Source organism: Halosegnis rubeus, assembly GCF_009184545.1.
GTDB classification, from domain to species: Archaea; Halobacteriota; Halobacteria; order Halobacteriales; family Haloarculaceae; genus Halosegnis; species Halosegnis rubeus.
The window spans coordinates 317229-332112 of record NZ_QJOW01000001.1 but is presented as its reverse complement, the minus strand read 5'-3'; the positions used below and the strand labels follow the sequence as shown (position 1 = coordinate 332112).

17 protein-coding genes are annotated in these 14884 nt (G+C 66.0%); 4 read left to right on the top strand and 13 right to left on the bottom strand.

Going from position 1 to position 14884, the window contains the following annotated elements:
• The first annotated feature begins 57 nt into the window (after nt 1–57).
• Nucleotides 58–318, top strand: coding sequence for a helix-turn-helix transcriptional regulator (locus tag DMP03_RS01740; RefSeq protein WP_152119009.1), 261 nt, complete (start codon nt 58–60; stop codon nt 316–318).
• Here DMP03_RS01740 and DMP03_RS01735 read toward each other — a convergent pair.
• Both DMP03_RS01735 and DMP03_RS01730 read right to left on the bottom strand, forming a co-directional pair.
• Nucleotides 308–760, bottom strand: coding sequence for a DUF7109 family protein (locus DMP03_RS01735; RefSeq protein ID WP_152119008.1), 453 nt, complete (start codon nt 758–760; stop codon nt 308–310). The genes DMP03_RS01740 and DMP03_RS01735 overlap by 11 nt on opposite strands.
• Entirely contained in the window at nt 757–1848 is a 1092-nt protein-coding gene (locus tag DMP03_RS01730; RefSeq protein ID WP_152119007.1) for a glycosyl transferase family 2, read from the bottom strand. Before DMP03_RS01730 ends, DMP03_RS01735 begins: the two co-directional genes overlap by 4 nt.
• Nucleotides 1849–2656: 808 nt before the next feature.
• Between DMP03_RS01730 and DMP03_RS01720 the strand changes: the two genes are divergently transcribed.
• Nucleotides 2657–3370, top strand: coding sequence for a GNAT family N-acetyltransferase (locus tag DMP03_RS01720; RefSeq protein WP_197739287.1), 714 nt, complete (start codon nt 2657–2659; stop codon nt 3368–3370).
• Between the two features lie 96 nt (nt 3371–3466).
• On the opposite strand, the gene DMP03_RS01715 is transcribed toward DMP03_RS01720, so the two are convergent.
• Both DMP03_RS01715 and DMP03_RS01710 read right to left on the bottom strand, forming a co-directional pair.
• On the bottom strand, nt 3467–4060 hold the full coding sequence (locus DMP03_RS01715; RefSeq protein WP_152119006.1) for a beta-class carbonic anhydrase: 594 nt from the start codon (nt 4058–4060) through the stop codon (nt 3467–3469).
• A gap of 363 nt (nt 4061–4423) precedes the next feature.
• Entirely contained in the window at nt 4424–5614 is a 1191-nt protein-coding gene (locus DMP03_RS01710; protein WP_394349304.1) for an MFS transporter, read from the bottom strand.
• 79 nt (nt 5615–5693) lie between these two features.
• Here DMP03_RS01710 and DMP03_RS14125 point away from each other — a divergent pair, with 79 nt between their 5' ends.
• Nucleotides 5694–5861 (top strand): HVO_0758 family zinc finger protein, encoded by a 168-nt coding sequence (locus DMP03_RS14125; protein WP_172967042.1) that lies wholly within the window; start codon nt 5694–5696, stop codon nt 5859–5861.
• Between the two features lie 84 nt (nt 5862–5945).
• A complete protein-coding gene (locus DMP03_RS01705; RefSeq protein WP_152119005.1) occupies nt 5946–6848 on the top strand; it encodes a DMT family transporter in 903 nt (300 codons plus the stop codon).
• Here the strand turns inward: DMP03_RS01705 and DMP03_RS01700 are convergent, their stop codons facing one another.
• The 9 genes from DMP03_RS01700 to DMP03_RS01665 all read right to left on the bottom strand — a co-directional run bounded on the left by DMP03_RS01700 (nt 6849) and on the right by DMP03_RS01665 (nt 14882).
• Nucleotides 6849–7919, bottom strand: a complete 1071-nt coding sequence (locus tag DMP03_RS01700) for an aldo/keto reductase (protein WP_152119004.1) — start codon at nt 7917–7919, stop codon at nt 6849–6851.
• A 415-nt stretch (nt 7920–8334) separates the two neighbouring features.
• Nucleotides 8335–9216, bottom strand: a complete 882-nt coding sequence (locus tag DMP03_RS01695; protein WP_152119003.1) for an SDR family oxidoreductase — start codon at nt 9214–9216, stop codon at nt 8335–8337.
• 142 nt (nt 9217–9358) lie between these two features.
• Complete coding sequence (locus tag DMP03_RS14750; RefSeq protein ID WP_263969974.1) at nt 9359–9493, bottom strand: hypothetical protein; 135 nt, start codon at nt 9491–9493, stop codon at nt 9359–9361.
• Nucleotides 9494–9582: 89 nt separating this feature from the next.
• Complete coding sequence (locus tag DMP03_RS01690) at nt 9583–10008, bottom strand: DUF5791 family protein (protein ID WP_152119002.1); 426 nt, start codon at nt 10006–10008, stop codon at nt 9583–9585.
• Nucleotides 10009–10050: 42 nt separating this feature from the next.
• Complete coding sequence (locus DMP03_RS01685; RefSeq protein ID WP_152119001.1) at nt 10051–10254, bottom strand: hypothetical protein; 204 nt, start codon at nt 10252–10254, stop codon at nt 10051–10053.
• Nucleotides 10255–10284: 30 nt separating this feature from the next.
• The gene (locus DMP03_RS01680) at nt 10285–13245 is read right to left on the bottom strand and encodes a DUF7286 family protein (RefSeq protein ID WP_152119000.1); all 2961 of its coding nucleotides are present in this window, start codon (nt 13243–13245) and stop codon (nt 10285–10287) included.
• Nucleotides 13233–14072, bottom strand: coding sequence for a DUF7284 family protein (locus DMP03_RS01675; RefSeq protein ID WP_152118999.1), 840 nt, complete (start codon nt 14070–14072; stop codon nt 13233–13235). The genes DMP03_RS01680 and DMP03_RS01675 overlap by 13 nt, the downstream gene beginning before the upstream one ends.
• The gene (locus DMP03_RS01670) at nt 14069–14440 is read right to left on the bottom strand and encodes a DUF7285 family protein (RefSeq protein ID WP_152118998.1); all 372 of its coding nucleotides are present in this window, start codon (nt 14438–14440) and stop codon (nt 14069–14071) included. Before DMP03_RS01670 ends, DMP03_RS01675 begins: the two co-directional genes overlap by 4 nt.
• Nucleotides 14421–14882, bottom strand: a complete 462-nt coding sequence (locus tag DMP03_RS01665) for a DUF7283 family protein (protein ID WP_152118997.1) — start codon at nt 14880–14882, stop codon at nt 14421–14423. The genes DMP03_RS01670 and DMP03_RS01665 overlap by 20 nt, the downstream gene beginning before the upstream one ends.
• Nucleotides 14883–14884: the final 2 nt, after the last annotated feature.

Genomic DNA, 14884 nt, shown 5'->3' with positions numbered 1-14884 from the left:
TCCTTTGGTAATTTTTATTTGGAAAGTATTATTTTACTGCATCCGCTCGTGTGGGTAATGAGCACCACCGAGACGGAGCCGACGAACGATCCGGACGGCTGGGAGGCCGTCCGCGAACTCCCGCCGAGCGCGAAGCTCGTCGCGAAGACGTTAGAACACGACGGTCGACTCACGCAGTCGCAGCTGGCCGACGAGACGCTGTTGCCGACCCGGACGGTCCGATACGCCCTCTCCAGGCTGGAGGAGTGTGGTGCAGTCGAGTCGCGATTCTCTTTTAACGACGCCAGAAAGCGCGTCTACACGCTCGCTATCGAGTAGCCCCGTCGAGTCGGTCGCGGAGCGGTGTGAGCGACACGTCCGCCCACGCCTCGATGTCGTAGCTCACGTCTACCAGCCGCTCACACTCCACCGGGTTCCCGACACGGAGAGCGAGCAGACTCTCCTCGTTAAAGCGGTCGAGTGTGGCAGCGACGAGCGCGTCCTTCGCGGGGGCACACGACTCGATATCGAGGATGTGCGGCAGGTCCTCGCCGCCGTCGGGAACCACCGGAAACGCCGTCGGTCCGACCGCAATTCGGCGCGTTCCATCGCGGTCGTACGGGACGAGCGTGTACGCGCCGACGGCCGCCCGCACGTCGGTCTCGGGAATTTCCTCGCTCAGTCGGTAGCCGAGTTCCTCGCGGGCGCGGGCCAGCTCGGCGGGCGATAGCTCGCCGAACAGATCGACGACGCCGGCCACCTCGTCGGGCGAGAGCGTCACCGGAGCGCCTCCACGTCCCGCCGAGCGGCCTCCCGCACCTCGTCGGGCGAGACGGGTGCGTCGGTCCACGCCGGCAACCGCGTATCCTCGCCGGGCAGCTGGATCGAGTCGGCGTACTGGCCCACCTGCCGGCGCTCGTCTTCGCGGTCGTAGGACAGCCCGTTGAACGCCGCGTCCGTCGCGTACGCGCGGGTGAGTCGGGTAGCCGCCGTCTCGTAGCGGTCGGGGAGCGTCTCGTAGTCGGGGGCGACGCCGTGTTGCTCGACCACGCGCAACAGCGCGGCAGCCACCTGGTCCGCCATTGTGGTCAGGCCGGCCGGCCCGGAGACGGCGCGGTGGTCATGTTCGTGTCGGCCCAGGTCGACCTGTGTGCTCCCGTCGAAACCGGCGGTCGCGTAGGCATCCCCGAGCGTCCCCACTTCGAGCCCCCAGCCGCGCTGGACGCGCAGCGACCGCACCATCTCGCTCGTAGCGGCGAACTCACCCGCCAGCGCGTACCGGAACGACTCCAGGTAGCCGAGCACGTCGGCGTCGTTGTCGGCCGCAAGCGCCCGAACGAGGGGGCGATACAGCAGGCGGAACAAGCGCCCGTACAGTTGGCTGTTCTCGACGCGGGCGTAGTATCCCTTCGAGAACGAGTAGCCGTGGTCGAGCGGGAACAACAGTCGAGGGACGTGATTCGCCGAGTAGCTCGTCGCGTCAGCGTCGTGGACCGCGACGTACGGCGACTCGGCGGCCACCCCGAGCGCGAGCCACACGTCACGGCCCTTCCCGCGGGTGCCGTTGAGGTCCTCGTCGGCGAGCAGATCGCCGAGGCGCGGACCGTCACACCACAGCAGCTCGATATCCAGCCCGAAGTCGTCGAGCCAGTCGATGACGGCAGGCGCGGCCGCCGCGTCCGCACGCAGCGGAACGACCACCCGGTCGGGCGCGACCGATTCCAAGGCCGTGAACACCTGTTCTGCCGCCAGCGAGCCGTGTTCGCGTTCGGTCATCGGGACGACGACGGCCGCGCGGTTCGTCGGTGCGGCCGGGCGCGTGTCACCAAAGTCGTGGAGCGTCGTCACTTGCTCCTGCACGTACTCCATTACCGAACACGACGGCCGGGAGACGTTTAGAGTTTGATAGACACCAAACCCGTACTATCAACAACATCGGCTTGCGGTATCCCCGTCACGACCAAACTGGGAGCGATGGAGGCGCACCCGTAGCGTGCACATGAACAGCAGGACGGTGAACGTGAACAGAGGCTACTCTCCTGCCACTGCTCGTGGCCGGAACGGGATTTCACGCTGAATCCCACGAGTTCAGTCGTGGGGAGCTCAAGACTGATTGGGCGGGTCGCCGAACCAGCGTTACACATTGGTTTCCTGATAGTTATAGAGGTGTTACATCAGACAAGGAGCCAGTATACTGGCGAATCCTACCGACCGCGGTCTGTGACTGTCTCCACTCCGGCGTTCGGACTCGTTGCGTCATCGAGCGACAGTTGCGACGCTGCCATCGTGATGGACGGCGATGCCGCGGCTCACTCGCTCCCGACTTTTGTGGTCACACGGAACGTTTCGGGAGGGCTGAGAATGCCAGCGATAGCCCCCATCGAATGGACGATAGTGACGACTGGTGCCAGTGGGAGGGCGAGTAGCCACTGTCTGTGGTCGCCGCCGTAGTAGACGACGCCGAGTAGATCGAACCATCTCGAACGTCCGTCATCACTTCACCCACATGATTAGCGACCTCGAACCCCTCTGGGACGGCTACTCAGTTTCAGGAGGATAACTAAGTAAAGGAACTGTGTCACCATCTACTGATAAGGACCAACCGACGACTTATATCTGTTCGACGATAACTCATCGCATGTAAGCTCTTCCTGCGGACTCGGATGACTGGGGACGAATCAGAGCGATCGCACGCGACTCGCTGCAGTCGTCGTACTCGCTCAGCCCACAGCAGATCAAGACGATCCTCGAAGAGGAGTTCGACGACACGTCACTAAAGGACCTGCTCGAAGATACGGACACGATGGTGTTCGTCGTCGACGAGACGGTCGACGGCACGGAGACTGTTTATGCGTTCATCACCGTCGAAGTCGGAACACGAGCGACGATTCGGTGGCTCCACGTGGATCCGGAGGCGCGGGGCAAGGGTATTGCCACAGGACTGCTCAATCGCGTTCGCAAAGAGTTTGTTGAGACGCCAATTTCGGCGTGTGTCCTTGACGAAGCCGTCGAGGGGGGGGGGAATTTTCTCAAAGGGTTCGGCCTCAAAGAGAGCGGGCACGACCAGATACTACTCGGCGGGGAGGAGTTCGATGTCACCATGTTCTCGGAGGGACAAAAAACAGAGACCCCAAACGAACCCGCCGTTCCGATCCCCGAATCCGTTACGGTCGATGGAGCTTCCCGGTCCGTCAATCGCGATGAAAGCCTTCCCGGCAGGGAGGCCCCATTCTTCACGGTGTCTCGTGTGGATGACGAGGAGGATGCGTACGGCTACTTCTGTTCACAGTGCGGCAGTACTGACGTCTCCGCCGACGGACAAGGCAGACTCGAGTGCGGGGACTGTGGCAACTCTCACCTGGCGGATGAGTGGGGCAATGCGTATCTCTGAGAACGCCTGTTGACATCCTCCCCGCGCTGAAGCGGGAGGCTTCCTCTTCGAGGTCAAGCCTCGGGGCATCTGCCTTGCTCATCTGTGAATCTGTGTTCAGACGCGCCGTTCGCTGATTTCCTCGGCAACCCGGTCGCCTGGGTGGCGAAGTTCTCCCGATTCTACCTCGTACACGTATCCTGACACAGCCACCTCATCCGGAATAAATTCCGACCCTCTGAGATATTCAACCTGTGCAGCACAGGCTTCGTCGATATCGTCCGTCATCTTCACCCACTCCATCGCGTCTCCGTCACCAATATTCAACTCGGGCAGCGACGGGTCAATATCGGCGTTCTCAAGCCCGCCGGTCTGGTCATCTAACCCCTCTCGAATAGCCTCGTCTGGCGCACTCATCATCCCGCAGTCTGTGTGGTTGATGACGATGATTTCGTCTGTGTCGAAGAAGTTCGTCGTCAACGCTGCCGAACGAATCACGTCGTCAGTTACCTTTCCGCCGGCGTTGCGGAAAATCTGGGCATCACCTAGTTCGATACCAAGGACCTCCTCAACAGGGATGCGCTCGTCCATACAAGCAACGACGAGCAAGCTCTTGTTCGTCGGGATTCCCTTTCGCCGACGCCGCGCCCAGTCGGTTCGGTCAGTAACGGTCGCGTCGACGTACTCGTGGTGGTGCTCGTGTTCGGACATCACCGATTTCTGGGGTGGTATCCACGGAACTGTTTCGCTCAGGGCAGAACGGCACTGCTATCTATGACGGTCGTCCACGGACGTTCCCGTTCCTTGATACGTTGTTGGCGCACTTCCTATTTTTAAATACGAGAAGTGGCGTGAAGCTCGCCGGCGAAACGAACCTGTTTACATCGTCCGAGAGGATTTGATCGGTCGACGCGTGTACGTGCTTACCGAACGCCAGGCGCTTGAGTCAAGCGGAATCTCTGGATACGGGTCACCCAGTGACGTATCGGCGTTACTATTTCGCACACAACTGGAACAACGGTTGCAACAGCATCCACCCTCGCTTGAGCTCTGAGTGTAAATCAGAATGCGCGTTTAGCCGTTGGTCTCCGGCGTGAACCGTCGCGCCGGGAGCCGCCCCGCCCGATAGAGCACGAAGACGCCCGCAAAGAGGACGACCAACGCACCAGCCAGGCCGGTGAACAGCGTATCGAATGCGTATCCAGCGTCCGTCAGTCGCCCGACAACGCCGCCACCGAGGGCTTGTGGAATCATCATCGTCGCCGAGTAGGCCGTGTACGCCGACGCCCGGTGTTGGTCGGGCAGCGACCCGAGCAGATACGTGTCGACTGTCGGGAACAGCAGGTGGATGATGAAGCCGGTGACGATGGTGATCGCGACCAGCGGCCACAGCCCCGCGACGTACGGGAGCACGAACAGACAGGTGATGAAGCCAGCCGCGATGCTCAACAGGAGCGGCACGTTCGAGACGCGGTCGGCCAGTCGGCCGCCGACGAAGAACGACGGCACGCCCGCGCCGAACAACACCGACAACAGCAGACTCGCCGTCGCGGGGTCCAACTGCTTGGTCTGCATGTACGTCGGATAGAAATTGAACAGCCCGTTCCAGACGAAGCCGAGCGAGCCGGTGATGAGGATACCCGTCAACACGATGGGGAGTTGAGCGCGGGTGGCAGCGAGCAGGTCGCGGTCCTCACTGCCCGCGTCCGGCAGGTCGGTCCGGCGAGCGATGACGAACAGAATCGCCGTCACGAGCGCGGCAACGACGGCGATGGCGGCGAAGGTCGCCCGCCAGTCGCCGGTCACGGCGATAACTGCGAGCACGATGACCGACGCGAGGGCGGCGGCCATCTGTGACGCCATCCCGTGGATGCCGAGCGCGTTCCCGACTCCCTCGGGGAACAGTTCGGCCACGAGGGGATTCGCGGCGATGAAGTAGACACCCGAGGCCAACCCCATCAGGAAGGCCGCACCGGCGAGCAGCGGGACGTTCGGCGCGGAGCCGGCGACCGCCGCCGCCAGCGTCAACACGACGCCGGCACCGACGACGACCCGATGGCGGGCGACCCGAGTGAGCAGCCAGCCGGTCGGGATTCGGGGGAGCGCGCTCCCGAGCCATGCGGCGCTCGTGACGACGCCGAGAGTTCCAGGGGTGACGTTGAAATCCGCCGCTACCGGCTCGATCAGCGGCGCGAAGACGACACGCGCCAGATTGACGAGGAACACCATCGAACACAGCGAGGCGAAGAGCCGACGACGAGACACACACGGACTCAGTCGGGCCACCGTTAGAGGCTGTCGAAGCCGACCCAGCGGTTTTGACCCCTCGTCCCGAACGCCGTGTATGGATACCGTTCGACAGGGACTACGCGCCGGGGACATCGAGAAGGACACCTACGAGCGGCTGACCTGTGCCCACTGTGGGGAATCGCTCGCGACGCGCGACACCGACGACGGCGTCGGGAAGATTCGCTCGTGTCCGGACTGCGACCGCGAGTACAAGGAGCTGTAACCGGGACCGAACGGCCTTTCGCATCTGTGGACGTTGTACGGGTATGCAACTGCTGACAGTTTGCTCCCCGGCCGGTGACCGTGCGTGACCGGTCGCTACCGGAACGCCGGCTTGTTTCTCACGCTCGCGGTGCTGTTCGGTCTCTCCTTCATCGGTATCAAGACCGGACTCGACGCGCTCCCGCCGCTGTTTTTTGCCGGGCTTCGCTTCGACATCGCCGCGCCGCTGCTGCTCGTATTTGCCGCCCTCCGGTATGACGCCTGGTATCCGACCGACCCGCGTGACTTCCTCGCCGTCGGGGTCGCCGGTGTCGCGCTCATCGCCGCTAACAACGGCCTGCTATTTCTGGGCCAGCAGTCGATTACGCCCGCGACCGCCTCGGTGATGTACGCGCTCAATCCGATTCTCGCGCCCGTCTTCGCCATCAGCATCCTCGGTGAGCGACTCGATGCCCGCGACGCGGCCGGCGTGCTCATCGGTCTCGCCGGCGTCGTCGTCATCGTTCAGCCGACGCCGGAGACCCTCACCGCCGGCTCGACGGTCGCCAAGCTGTACGTGCTCGGCGCGGCGGCGGGGATTGCCGTCGGCAGCGTCCTCCTCCGACGCATCGAGCCGCCGCTCCCGAGTCTCCCGATGGCCGCGTGGTCGATGGCGCTCGGAGCCGTTATCCTCCACGCGAGCAGCCTCGCTGTGGGGGAAGTCGTCGTGACGGGCGGTTCCCGTGGCGTCGCCTTCGCCGTCTTACTGGTCGCGATTCCCTCCACCGCGTTCGCTTACCCCATCTACTACCACCTGCTCGGCGCTATCGGCCCGGTACGGACGAACCTCGTCGGCTACGTCGTCCCCATCGTCGCCGCGCTGGTCGGGCTGGTCGTGCTCCAACAACCGATCAACCTCGCCACCGTCGTCGGCTTCTTCGTCGTGCTCGCGGGCGTCTGTCTGTTAGAGCGACAGATCGTCGCCGACGAACTCGCCCGTCTCCGCTGACTACTCGAAGACGGCGTCGAAACCGTCCGCACCGAGCGGGGAGTACTCCCCGGCTGCGACGTTCTCCGCGACGTGTTCGACGGTTCCCATCCCGACGAGTGCGCTCGTCACGCCAGGGGCAGACCGAGCGAAGTTGATTGCCTTCTGGGCGGTCGTCTCGCCGTCGAGCCGTTCGGCCACCCCGTCCGGCAGTCCACCCTCGGTCGCGAGTTCACCCTGCAAAAGCGGGGCGCTCGCGAACACGTCCAGGCCGGCCTCGTGAGCGAACCAGAGGGCGCTCTGTTGGCCCTCCGGGCCGGCGTGGCTCTCGACGGTGAACGCGTCGGCCATCCGGGCGTTGAACGGGAGCTGAAGCGCTCGGAGATGCGTCGAGGTCGTCCCCGCCGCGTTCGATGCCGCCCGCGCTCTACGGACGATCTCCGGCAGCGAGAGATACGACTCGTGGGGCGCGGGGACGCGCAGTCCCTCCCACGTCGCCACGCCGTAGTGGTCGATATCGCCCGCAGCGGCCCGCTCTTCGAGTCGGGTGAACGCCGCTTCGATCATGTCGTACACCGTCTCGGAGTCGTGTTCCTCCAACTGCACCTCGGGATTGTGAAGGTAGTAGAGATCGACGGAGTCGACGCCGAGGTTCTCGAGCGAGCGGTCGAGCGACTCTCCCACGAAGCCGGGGTCGAGGCAGTTTCCTCGGACGAACTCGTAGTCCGGAAACTCTTCGCGGACGTACGCGCCGGGGTCGTCCGGATGCTCGCCGTCGAACGGGACGAATCCCCCCTTCGTCGCCAGCAGTATCGCCTCGCGGGCTACGTCGCTGTCGGCGACGGCGCGGCTGACGACGCGCTCGGAGCGCTGGTGGCGGTAGTTGATGGCCGTGTCGATGACGTTGACACCCGTCGCCAGCGCCTCGCGGATGGCGGTGTAGTAGGCGTCGTCGCGCTCGTCAGTCGCGTCGCCGAGGTAGGTACCGACGCCGACCGACGAGACGAGCCCGTCACCGAACCGGCGGAAGTAGGTGCGGGCGAATGACTCGTGGAACTCGTTGCGGTATGCCCACGACGCGTCGCGGTTCATACCCCGCGTTCGAGACGACGGAGGCTAACGGTTCCGCTCTCGCAACCGTTCGGCCGTTCGAACTGAGGCTCGTTCGATGGTCGGTCGACGGCAGATTTCATCGACATCGGGGATTCTGGGGGTATTGAGGGTCGACGGAAACACTAAGTCCCGAACACCAGTACAGCGGCGTGAGTGCCACGAATTGGGCACGGGTACAGACGAACCCTTGTGGGATTGAAGCTAACATGAGTGACTATGGCGCTGACTTTCTGACGGGGTACAGACGAACCCTTGTGGGATTGAAGCCTCGAAGGCGCGCCGATCGACGACGGCGAAGGGGCGGGTACAGACGAACCCTTGTGGGATTGAAGCGGGCCACTCATGACAATTTTGTCGACGCTGCACTTGTTACAGAAAGGAGGGCCGATAGCGACTACGTCGATTCCTGCCGGTACGCCTCTACCGCTGTGGCGTACCCCTCCCGATACGTCGGATACGTCAGTTCGTACCCCACTTCGTGGAGCAGGTCGTTGCTGACGCGCTTACTCGTGAGAATCCGGCGTTGGGCCGGCTCCGAGAGGTCGCCCGCGTCGAGTCGCTCCTGTTTCGTCCGTTTCTCGGGGCGCGATACGTCACACGCGTCGGCGAGCCAGTCGGCGAACGCGTGTTTCGAGGCCGGTTCGTCGTCGACGACGTTGACGACCGACGGTTCGACGCCGGCGAGCAGATGCGCGACCGCACCGGCTGCGTCGTCGCGGTGAACCATATTCAGATAGCCGGCTGTCACCGGCCCCTCCAGATAGCGGTCGAGGCGGTAGCGGTCCGGGCCGTACAGTCCGGCGAATCTGGCTACGGTTCCGTCGATACCGCGCTCGGCGGCGTACTCGGTCGCGATGCGTTCGGCTTCCGCGAGCACGGCCGTCTTTTCGGTCGTCGGCTCGATTGGCGTGGATTCGTCCACCCAGTCGCCGTCGTGGTCGCCGTACACGCCCGTCGAGGAGGTGTAGACGAGCTGGTCGGGGGGCGATTCGCGGTCGGCGAAGGCGTCGATAGCGGTCTCTAACCCTTCGACGTACACCTCGCGGGCGGCCTCGGCTCCCCGCCCGCCGGAGGAGGCGGCGAAGACGAGCGCGTCCACGTCCGGTAGCTCTGCGAGTGCGTCGGCGTCGGTCACGTCGGCTTCGACGGCCCGTGCGCCGGTCTCGCGCACCGCATCGAGCGTCGACCGCCGGACGCCGATGACCTCGTGGTCGGGCGTGAGTTGGCGAGCCAGTTCTAAGCCGACGTAGCCACAGCCCAAGATTGCGACTCTCATTTGCCACGTGTTCGAGCGGGCGGCCCTTAGCCGATTCGTCGCCGGCCCACGTCCCGAGTCGTGGTTCTTTTTTTCACCGGCGCGCAGGACGTGGCGTATGGACGAGCTACTGGACGTGATGGATCTCGCCGCTGACGCCGGGTTAGAGGGCGCAATCACGTGACTGTTCCGGCTCCTCGGCCTGCTCGCGGTCCTCGCGGGAATCGGGCTGTTCGCCTTCACCGACGTGACGATTCTCGTTCCGGTCGTGCTCGTAGTCGTGGGGCTTTTCCTGCACATCGTGCCGGGGACACTGGTGCAGGTGGCCGAGGTCGCCGGTTGAGCCGTCGCTCGTCGTCGAGAGGAACGAACCACAAAAATAGAGTCTCAGACCGTCTGGGCCTGAATTGTCGCGTGTAGCAGTGCGAACTCCCGGAGAGTCATCGGGAACCGACCCTCGATTTTCGACTGCACCTCGCGCGGTTCGAGTTCGCCGCCGGCGTTGGCCGCCAGCGCCTCCACGTCGAGGACGGCCTGTGACATCCCCATCATGATGGCGTCCCGCGAGAGCGCGACGATGTCGCCGGCGTGGTCGTCCTCGACGACGGCAAGGATAGCTGCCGCTTCCTCGACGGTGAGTTCGGGTTGGTCGCCAGCAACGAGGTCACGGAGCGTAGCTTCCGGCACGTCGGTCTCAGCGGCGATGGCGTCGACGCCGACCGATTCGACGCCGGCAGCGAGTTCGGCTACCATCGCGTCGTACAGTTCCGGTCCGGAGTGGTCGCCCGGGTTGGCGACGAGGTCGTGAAGCATACCCCGGCTTCGCGACCGACGGCTAAATGCCTTCGAGTTCCGTCACGACAGCAGGTACGCGGCCCAGCCGGCGAGCGAGAACGCGCCGACGCCGGCGAGCGCGTAGCTGTACACCGGGTGGCGGTCGCCGTGAATCCGATAACCACAGTAGACGGCTCCCAGTCCGGCGATTGGGATGAGCAGCAGCGAAAGCAGCGCACACACCACGCCGGCGAGTAGATACCAATCGGCAGTCTCGTCGAGCACACGCCGACTAGCCAGCCGACGGATTTGACGCTATCGCTCCCCCCACCCCGCAGAGCGTTCGTCGGCGTTACCGTCTACGTCCCCGACGCCCTGTCCACCGGGCGGAACGACGACCACGACGGCCGTTCGGTATGCGAACGTGACTGCGGTCGCGGTCCCCGCGCGTTCTAGCTCACCGTCGCCGTTCCAGTCGATGACGACGGTGCTACCGTCCCTGACGTAGGTAAGTCGCCGTCCCGGCCCGCCGTTACGGACGCTGACGGCGAAGCGATCGTAACCACCGCGCGCCTCGATATCCCAGATATTGGCCGTTGCGTACCACTGTGACGGAACTGGAGTAACGGGGATTCCGCTCGGAACAGCGGCCAGCTTACCCGTTTTCGACTCGAGTCGCTCACGGACAGCGGTCGTCGTCTGGTTGGCCGCACGACCGACGCTCTGTTTCACCAGTTTCCCGACCATCTGGCGTGCGCGTTCGACGTGTGGCGTCACGGATGACTCGGGCACGCCGCGCCCATCGGTCGCCACAGCACGGAGCGACCGTCGGAGGTCGTCGCGGTCGGCCGGCCCGTCGAACGAACCGGGCGAGCGTCGGAGCGCCACGGCGGCGACGGCGTCGGGTCCACGATTCTCGGTGACAGCGATGGCACGCTCGGCGACCGTCTCCCACGCCCCGAGCCCGGCCGCGACGATTCGGCGACGGTCGCTGCGGGAGTCACCCACGCCGGCCCGCCGGAGGACGCGACGCATCCCGCGCCGGCGTCTGCTCACAGCGGTCTCGACATCGGCTTCGAGCGTTTCGTGGGTCGCGAGTTCCTCACCGGCCGCGAGCGCGCGCGCCGCAGACCGAAGCCTGACTCGGTCGCCGCCGAACAGTTTTCCGACGATTCCGTCGGCAGCGTCGCCGTACGGCACGGTGAATATGTTCGTGTTGCGTGCGGCGAGCGGACGGACGCTTCCCTCGCGCAGCGAGTCGGTCTGCGTCCGATTCACCGACGCGAGCGTGAGATACGCCGGGACTCCCTCTACGTCGAGCGAGTAGGAGCCACCGACGCCCGAAATCGAATGGCTCGTCGGCGTCGTGACCTGCGAGCGTGCGGCCATAATCGAGCGCAGGCGGCCGAGACTCAGCCCGCGCGCTGCGAGCAGGCCGGCAAGCCGCTCTTTCACGCCGTCGCGGTCGTCGGCTCGGCGTTCTAGTTCCGTGATAACCGCATCGAGATACGCACCGCGTGCAGCGACCCGTGCCCGGTCCGCGACGCCGTCGTACTCGTCGGGACGGTCGACGAGTCGTGCGCGTCGCGCTCGGAGGGCCCCTGCGAGTTCGTCGCTCGGATTCACCTGGTACGTGCCGACTGCGCCCCGTTCGACCGCCACCGAGACGTTCGCCACTCGTTCACGCAGTCGGACAAGGTCGCGGTACACCCAGTCTCGTAGCTCGAGCGGCTGCTCGCCGCGAATCGTCGTCTGGGTGGTTCCGTCGCTCGTCGTGCGAGCCGCCAGCGCGTCGAGGTCCTGCTCGTCGCCGAGGAGCCGTGTCTTCGCTCGACGCTCGACGGCCGCGAGGTTCGGGCCGTCGATCGCGCCACCGCGCTCGTGGATGGGCGATGTCCCGACCGGCGGTGCGGCTCCACCGTCGTGGCGGCCGACGAGTCGTATCGAGACGCGCCGCGTCTGGGTAGTCGTCTCGACCGTCGTGTGCGTCGTGTGATTACGTCGCCACCGGCGCTCCGTCCGGGTCGTCTCGGCGACCCGACGGCCGGTCGTAGCGAGCGTGTGCCACGGATTCACGGGAGAGCCGACTGTCGCGTCTCCGTCTGTCACGGTCGTCTCGTCGGTCTGTTCGGTCCCGACGAGCGTCCAGTTGTCCCCGGTAGGCCGTTCGCGTCCGGCGGTCGTCGTCGCGCTGTCGGTGACGGCACGTCGGCGTTCGACCGTCACGCGGTACGGCGCAGCGAGCACGGCGTCGAGGTCGGTCGTGACGAACCGGTCGAACGCCGTCGTCGCCTGCTCGCCGACGGAGACGTTCAGCGCTGATTCCGGCGTTATCGGTGGATTTGCCGCCGCTACCGGGTCGAGGGTCGACCCCGGTGTCGCGGCGTCGACACCGGCGAGAAGTTCTTGAATCTGCTTACCAGATTGCCCGGTCGCGGCCAACAGGTCAGTTCCCGCGGCGCGGGCGGCGGCGACCCGGACCGCGCGGCGACCCGTGTCGTCTGTCGCGCCGAACGTCGCCCGCTGTTGAGCGAGGAGCGCGTGGTTCGTCGCCACGGCGACGTGTTGGTTCGAGACGACGTTGGCGATCGGGCCGCCGCCGTACTGGGTGAGTCCCCGTGCCCACGCCACCCCGTACAGGCGTGCGGTCGCCCGGCGCGCCAGTCCCGGCTCGGTCGCGCCGCTGTCGAGTCGCTGCTGGTAGGTCCTCGTTCGTTCGTGGAGCGCAAACACCGGTGTCTGGACGGTCATCGTCGGCGAAACCGCGTACCTGTCGATGACGCGCCCGTCGCGCATCGCCGTGAGCGTGACGTTCGCGACGGTGGTTCTGACGGCCGTCGCGTTCGCCCCGACCGGTTCGACTGTCGTCCGTGAGAGCGCGGCGTCGATATCCGCCGAGTCTCGCAGCGCCGGCAGTGACGGGTCGACGGTGACGCCGCGTTCGGTCGTCGCCGAGAGCCGGTCGCGAACCGCGAGATACGTCCGAAGCTCGAGCGCGGCTCGGAACGGGTCGCCGGTCGCCGCGAGCACTCGTCCGAGCGTCGTGTTCGCCGGTGCGACGACCGGGGATGCTGCCACATTCCTCGCCGCCGTCCGGGTCGCATCGTGAACGGTCCCGCCGAGCGATGTGCGCCCCTGCTCGATAGCCGCCTCGGTCGCCGGCTCGCGCGTGGGAGAGGTCCCACCGAGTCCGGCGGCGATACTCGCGCTCCCGACGAGAAGCACCACTCCGAGCAGTGCGAACGGCACGCGGGCGCGCTCGTTCACGCCGACCATCGCCGGACGACAACCGTCACTCCGGGTTGTATCGCCCGCGCTGCCTCCTCGGGAGAGTCGAACCGCTCGCGGAGCCGCAGCTCGTAGCGTCGTTGCAGTGTCTCGCGGAGCCGGCTGTGTACGCCGGTCACGTTCCGCGTCGCGAGCGCATCCTCGACTGACACGCCGAGGTGGCGACCGGCGGCTTCATACCGTGCGACTGCGAGTCGGTCGGTCGGATAGTCGGCCGCGAGCGCGTTCCGCATCCCCGTGGCAGGCCACAGTCGTTCTGTCGTCCGTGTCGCCGCGACGGCTGCGACGCCGGCGTAGCCGAAGTCCTCGGCCGCGCGAGTCGCCTGTCGTCGCGGCTCACCGGCTGTCGTAACGAGTCGGGTCTGAGTTGCGACGGCCGCGTCCGCAGGCGGGGCCGGACCAGCCACCGCCGTCCCACCGATAGCTGCGCCGGGAAACGGCTGCCAGCGGGCCACTACCTGTGTCTGCGGGCCGGTTGCGTTCACGACTGCCGCGGCGACCCGGCGCTCGAACTCGTCGCTCGCGTGCGTCAGTTGGTTGCCGTCGATCGTCGCGTTCCGGACGGCGCTGCGGGCGAGAAGCTCAGAGAGTCGACCGGTCGTCCGACGCCAAAGCATCGACGCCGGAATGTGCTCGTCGTCGGGAGCGACGAGGCGGTACTCGATATCGGTCGTCGTGCGCTCGACGACCGTCACAGCGGCGTCGGCATCCGGCGACGGCGTCGGGGCAGTCGGGAGCGCGAGCGTCGTCGCGGCCGCGGAGACGAGCACGAGACAGACGAGCACGTCGGCAACCGTAGAGAGCCCGCGACTCACCAGACCGTCACCCGGATTCGCCCCGCGTCGACGGTGCCGTTCGCCCGCCGAATCGGGAGCCGCTGGCGCGCGTGGCGGGTCCCGCCCTCCGGTGGCGTCGGCCCGACGCTCCACGAGCGACCGCGAACTGCGAGCGAGACGTGCGTCGCCTCGCCGACCGAGAGCGTGGGGAGGTGTTCCGGGTCGGCGACACCGGCTGGAGCGATATCGTCCGTCACCGAATCGAGGGTCGGCGCAGGCGAGGGAGTCGTCGGAGCGAGTGCGTCGCCGAGCAGCCCGCCGTACGCCGAGAGCGAGAGTCCGACCGCCGCGACGGCGACGAGTGCGACAAGCGGGTCGGTCTGTCCTCTATCCGACGAGCGTGACACGCGTCTCACCCCACGTTAGCTGTCTGGCCGAAAGCGAGTCCGGAGCTGGCTGCCATCTCGTCGTTCGGGAACGCGCCTGCTCGACCGCGAGGGCGAATCTCGTGGGACCCTCGAACACGCGCCGTGGGTCGGCCCCGTCGAGGACAGCCCGCAGCGGCCCGTCAGAAACGGGAACGATTGGCCCGGCGTCGAACGTCGCGTGTGCGCGTCCGTTGTCAGTGATGACCGACAGCCCGAGGGGCGTGAGCCGGAACTGCGTCGCGTAGATATCGATGGTCGCCCTGCCGGCGTAGTCGCTGTCAGCGACGCCGTCGACGGCTGTGGCCGTAGCCCGTACGTCCGGTGGCGGCGCGGTCGGAAGCCCGAACGTGACGGCCAGTAGTCCCGCCGCAGCGAGGGAGACGCCGGCCCAACTGTACCATCCCGTCGTCGCATCGAACATGC

Excerpts from the sequence above, each read along its gene's own strand:
- DMP03_RS01665 (WP_152118997.1), bottom strand. The coding sequence starts at position 14,882 with ATGTTCGATGCGACGACGGGATGGTACAGTTGGGCCGGCGTCTCCCTC.
- DMP03_RS14125 (WP_172967042.1), top strand. The coding sequence starts at position 5,694 with ATGGATACCGTTCGACAGGGACTACGCGCCGGGGACATCGAGAAGGAC.
- DMP03_RS01715 (WP_152119006.1), bottom strand. The coding sequence starts at position 4,060 with ATGTCCGAACACGAGCACCACCACGAGTACGTCGACGCGACCGTTACT.
- DMP03_RS01700 (WP_152119004.1), bottom strand. The coding sequence starts at position 7,919 with ATGAACCGCGACGCGTCGTGGGCATACCGCAACGAGTTCCACGAGTCA.
- DMP03_RS01695 (WP_152119003.1), bottom strand. The coding sequence starts at position 9,216 with ATGAGAGTCGCAATCTTGGGCTGTGGCTACGTCGGCTTAGAACTGGCT.
- DMP03_RS01680 (WP_152119000.1), bottom strand. The coding sequence starts at position 13,245 with ATGGTCGGCGTGAACGAGCGCGCCCGCGTGCCGTTCGCACTGCTCGGA.
- DMP03_RS01730 (WP_152119007.1), bottom strand. The coding sequence starts at position 1,848 with ATGGAGTACGTGCAGGAGCAAGTGACGACGCTCCACGACTTTGGTGAC.
- DMP03_RS01740 (WP_152119009.1), top strand. The coding sequence starts at position 58 with ATGAGCACCACCGAGACGGAGCCGACGAACGATCCGGACGGCTGGGAG.
- DMP03_RS01690 (WP_152119002.1), bottom strand. The coding sequence starts at position 10,008 with ATGCTTCACGACCTCGTCGCCAACCCGGGCGACCACTCCGGACCGGAA.